This is a genomic window from Devosia sp. (assembly GCF_017307565.1).
Taxonomy (GTDB): Bacteria; Pseudomonadota; Alphaproteobacteria; order Rhizobiales; family Devosiaceae; genus Devosia.
In genome coordinates, this window is record NZ_JAFKHD010000088.1 from 1 (window position 1) to 3,952 (window position 3,952).

Genomic DNA, 3,952 nt, shown 5'->3' on the forward strand with positions numbered 1-3,952 from the left:
CTTCCCGACGCCCGCCATGGAACTGGTGATGCGCGGCATGCCCTGGACGCTGGGGCTCTTGCTGACCTCGACCGTCATCACCTTCATCATCGGCAACCTGATGGGTGGCCTTGCCGGGTATTTTCAGAACAATCGGTTCTTCAAGGCTTTTGGCATCGTGACCATGGGCCTGCAGCCGATCCCCTATTACATCGTCGCCTTCATCATCCTGATCATCTTCGGCTTCCTCTGGCCGGTGCTGCCGATCTCGGGCGGTTTTGGCATGGATGTGCGGCCGGGCTGGACCATGCCCTTCGTGCTCTCGGTGCTGCAGCACTCGCTGCTGCCGGCGCTATCGCTGGTGCTGGTGGGGCTCGGTGGCTGGTTCATCGGCATGCGGGCGCTGGTCTCCAACATTGTCACCGAGGACTATGTCACTTACGCGGAACTCGCCGGGGTCAAGCGCGACACCATCGTCGGCGCCTATGTGATGCGCAATGCGCTGGTGCCGCAGGTGACGGCGCTCGCCATGGTCATTGGCGGCGTTTTTTCCGGCACGATCATTACCGAGCAGGTGTTCAACTATCCCGGCATGGGATCGCTGCTCGTCGATGCGGTGAATGCCGGCGATTATTCGACCGTTCTCGCGGTCTGCACCGTTTCGATCACGGCTGTGGCCTTCGCAATCTTCATCGTGGACTTGCTGCATCCGCTGCTCGATCCGCGCGTTCGGGCGGAGTAGAGCCATGTTCGCCGTTTTTCGCGACCTTATCCGCTACAATATCGAATTCGCCATCGGGCTGGTGCTCGTTGGGATCATGGTGATCTTCGCATCGCTGTCGTTCTTTTCGCCAGTCGATCCGAGCATGATCTACATGGCCATTCCCGACCAGCCGCCCTCGCCGCAATATTGGTTCGGCACCAATTCGCGCGGTCAGGAGCTGTTCTGGCAGCTTTCGGCCGCGTTCAAGAACAGCCTGATCTTTGGCGTCACCGTTGCCGTGTTGAGCCGCATCATCTCGATCACGGTGGGGCTGGCCGCCGGTTATCTCGGCGGCTGGGTCGACCGGGTGTTGATGTTCATCAACGACATTTTCGTCGCCGTGCCGATCTTCCCGATCCTGGTGCTGTTCTACTTCGTGCTGCGCAACAACATGGACAGCTTTACCATGGCGCTGATCCTGGCGTGTTTCGGCTGGCCGTTTGACGCGCGCCTGATCCGCTCGGTGGCGCTGGGGCTGAAACATCGCGAATTTACGCGGCATGCGGTTTTCGCGGGGATGAGCACGCGAAAAGTGCTGCTCGAGGAGCACCTGCCCTATGTGATGCCGATCGTGTTTTCGACCTTCATGAACAACATGCTCTGGTCGATCGGCATGGAGGTGACGCTGGCGGTGTTGGGGTTCACCAATATCAACAATCCCACCATCGGCACCGTTCTCTACTGGGCCAATTCGCACTCGGCGATGGTCGTCGGGGTTTGGTGGTGGATCGTCATTCCGGTGATCCTGATCGTCATGACCTTCCTGGGGCTGTTCCTGCTGGCTGTCAGCATGAACGAATATATCGACCCGCGCAGCCGCCTGCGCCGCATGGGGGCTTGAGGCCATGGCCGAGGATATCGTTAAAGTCGAAGGCCTTAAGGCCTATTACCAGATGAACTATTTTGGCGTGAGCCGGGAGGTTCGGGCGGTCGACGGGATCACCATGACCGTGCGCAAGGGCGAGGTCTATGGCATTGCCGGGGAAAGCTCTTCGGGCAAGACCTCGTTCATCAAGGTGCTGGCCGCCGCGATCAGGCCGCCGCTGAAGGTGGTCGAAGGATCGGTCAAATTCGATTTCAAGAATGGGCCGATCGATGTCGCCACGGCGACGCCCAAGCAGATCGAGGCGGTGCGCTGGAAGCACCTCTCCTACATCATGCAGGGGTCGATGAGCGTGCTCAATCCGGTGCGGCGCATCGGGCGGACCTTTCATGACTTTGCCGCGCGACCGATGGGGCTGACGGGGAAGGCATTCGAGGACCGAGTGATTGCGCATCTGGCCCGGCTCAAACTGCCGCCGGAGGTTTTGAAGGCCTATCCACATGAGCTTTCGGGCGGCATGCGGCAGCGCGTGACCATTGGGCTGGCGACCGTGTGCCACCCCGAATTCATCATTGCCGACGAGCCGACGACGGCGCTCGACGTGGTGGTGCAGAAGGAAGTGTTGAGCCTTATCCGCGACATCCAGAAGGAGATGAACGCGGCCGTGGTGTTCGTGACGCACGATATGAGCGTGCACGCGAACGTGGCCGACCGGGTGGGCATCATCTATGCCGGGCGCCTCGTTGAAGAGGGGCCGACGCGGGATATGTTCTTTGCGCCCAAGCACCCCTATACGGCGCATCTGGTGGCGAGCTTGCCGCGGATTGGCGATGTCAAACAGCGGCCGGCGCTCGAAGGGCGGCCACCGAACCTGGCCGATCCACCGCAGGGTTGCCGCTTCCATCCGCGCTGCCCGCTGGCCGTCGACAAATGCCGGCAGGAAGTGCCGCCGCTGGAACAGGTGGGGCCGGATCATCGGACTGCCTGCTGGCGCTGGCAGGACGTGAAACCGCTGGTCAATGCCAGTGCACCATCGGGGGTGATGGCATGACGACGCTTCTCGATGTGCGCGATGTGTCCAAGCGCTTTACCATGGGCGGGATTTTTGGGCGGAAGACCGTTGATGCGGTGATGGATGCCAATTTCTCGCTGTCGGCTGAAAACCCGGAGATCTTTACAATCATCGGCGAGAGCGGGTCGGGGAAGACGACGCTGGCGCGGATGATTTTGGGGCTCGAAGACCCGAGCGAGGGGGAAATCCTGTTTCGCGGGAAGAAGGTTTCGCGGCATGGCGGGCGGGCGGAGAAGCTCGCTTTCATGAGCCAGGTGCAGCCGGTGTTTCAGAACCCGTTTGAGGCGTTCAATCCGCTGAAGAAGATCGAGCGCTATCTCGAGAGTACGGCGCGGCGGTTTTTGCAGACTTCGGACAAGGCGGCGATTGATCGGGCCATGGACGAGGCGCTGCAGAAGGTGGGGTTGAGCCTCAAAGAGGTTCGGGGGCGGTTTCCGCATGAGATGAGCGGCGGGCAATTGCAGCGCTGCGCCATTGCGCGGGCGCTGATCCCCAATCCACCGCTGCTGATTGCCGACGAGCCGGTTTCGATGGTCGACGCATCGCTGCGCATGAGCATCGTCAATCTGCTGAAGAGCCTGCGGGACGACCTGAAGGTGTCGGTCATCTACATCACGCATGACCTGGCGACGGCCTACTACATTTCCAACCGGCTGATCATCATGCAGCGGGGTCGGATCGTGGAAATGGGCGATGCACGGACGGTGCTGGATAATCCGCAGCATCCCTATTCGAAGCTGCTGAAGGCTTCGGTTCTGTCTACCGATGATGCCGGGGATGGGAAGCTGGCGACCGATCCGGGGATGGTGAAGGCGGCGGGCGATCTGGTTGGACAGGCTGGGGAGCTTGTGGCCAAGCCGGATGGGCGGGAAGTTCGGGTTTATGGGTAGGAATACCCCCACCCAGCCTCCCCTGGTAGGGGAGGACCAGACCGAGTTGAGACAACGTTTCGATCCACGACGTCATTCCCGCGGAGGCGGGAATCTTCCTGCGGTGCTGGAAACAGAGGTTCCCGCTTTCGCGGGAATGACACCGTGGGAGGGACGGCGGCGGATTTCACCTGAGGGATAAAAGAATGAGCGCGCCTATTTTTCGGGATCCGATCGAGGATGGGGCGGCTGATCCGACGGTGATCCGGCTGGAAGGCACCGATGAGTGGTGGATGTTTTATACCAATCGCCGGGCTGCGGCCGGGGTCGAGGGTTTTTCTTGGATCCATGGGTCGCCGATTGGCGTGGCGGTGTCGACCGATGATGGGGCGAGTTGGACCTATCGGGATACGGTGAAGGGGCTCGATGCGCCGGGGGATCTTGGG

At 61.0% G+C, this 3,952-nt stretch carries 5 protein-coding genes; all 5 read left to right on the forward strand.

Annotated features, from left to right (window positions below):
- The coding region (locus J0I64_RS02770; protein WP_291406098.1) for an ABC transporter permease at nucleotides 1-721 on the forward strand (721 nt) is incomplete at its 5' end.
- A gap of 4 nt (nucleotides 722-725) precedes the next feature.
- The gene (locus J0I64_RS02775) at nucleotides 726-1,583 is read left to right on the forward strand and encodes an ABC transporter permease (protein ID WP_291406099.1); all 858 of its coding nucleotides are present in this window, start codon (nucleotides 726-728) and stop codon (nucleotides 1,581-1,583) included.
- A 4-nt stretch (nucleotides 1,584-1,587) separates the two neighbouring features.
- Complete coding sequence (locus J0I64_RS02780) at nucleotides 1,588-2,616, forward strand: ABC transporter ATP-binding protein (RefSeq protein ID WP_291406100.1); 1,029 nt, start codon at nucleotides 1,588-1,590, stop codon at nucleotides 2,614-2,616.
- A complete protein-coding gene (locus J0I64_RS02785) occupies nucleotides 2,613-3,527 on the forward strand; it encodes an ABC transporter ATP-binding protein (protein WP_291406101.1) in 915 nt (304 codons plus the stop codon). Before J0I64_RS02780 ends, J0I64_RS02785 begins: the two co-directional genes overlap by 4 nt.
- A gap of 185 nt (nucleotides 3,528-3,712) precedes the next feature.
- On the forward strand, nucleotides 3,713-3,952 hold a 240-nt coding region (locus J0I64_RS02790), incomplete at its 3' end, for a hypothetical protein (RefSeq protein WP_291406102.1).

What these genes read in the sequence shown, in the direction of transcription:
- J0I64_RS02775 (WP_291406099.1), top strand. Translation starts at nt 726, where the DNA reads ATGTTCGCCGTTTTTCGCGACCTTATCCGCTACAATATCGAATTCGCC.
- J0I64_RS02780 (WP_291406100.1), top strand. Translation starts at nt 1,588, where the DNA reads ATGGCCGAGGATATCGTTAAAGTCGAAGGCCTTAAGGCCTATTACCAG.
- J0I64_RS02785 (WP_291406101.1), top strand. Translation starts at nt 2,613, where the DNA reads ATGACGACGCTTCTCGATGTGCGCGATGTGTCCAAGCGCTTTACCATG.